Genomic DNA, 440 nt, shown 5'->3' with positions numbered 1-440 from the left:
TGGTCGCTCATTAAGAGGTCAATTGATAAAAGGTAAAGTGTTTGGAAAAAGGTATCAGAGGATTTCTTTGGTTGCAGGGCTGATAAATGGTGACATAATCACTCCTATGATTTATGAAGAGACAATGACGAGCAACTTTTTTGAAGCATGGTTTCAGAAATTTCTGCTACCAACATTAGGCACACCATCAGTTATTATTATGGATAAGGCAAGATTCCATAGAATGAATAGGCTAGAACTCTTATGTGAAGAGTATGGCATAAACTTTTACCTTTTCCACCCTACTCTCCTAAGTATAATCCTATTGAGAAAACATGGACTCATATCAAAAAGCACCTCAAAAAAATATTGCCAAATTACAATACTTTTTATGAAGCTCTTTTGTCCTATCCCTATTTCAATTGACTATACCGACAAAAAATGATACTTTTAAAATTCGA

1 pseudogene is annotated in these 440 nt (G+C 34.1%); it reads left to right on the top strand.

Annotated features, from left to right (window positions below):
• Positions 1-405: pseudogene (locus ACFPQ3_RS03210) on the top strand (transposase); the annotation flags it as partial.
• Positions 406-440 lie beyond the last annotated feature (35 nt).

Origin of the sequence: Streptococcus caledonicus (assembly GCF_042656225.1) — a bacterium.
Lineage (GTDB): Bacteria > Bacillota > Bacilli > Lactobacillales > Streptococcaceae > Streptococcus > Streptococcus caledonicus.
This window is presented reverse-complemented; position numbering and strand designations above follow the sequence as displayed.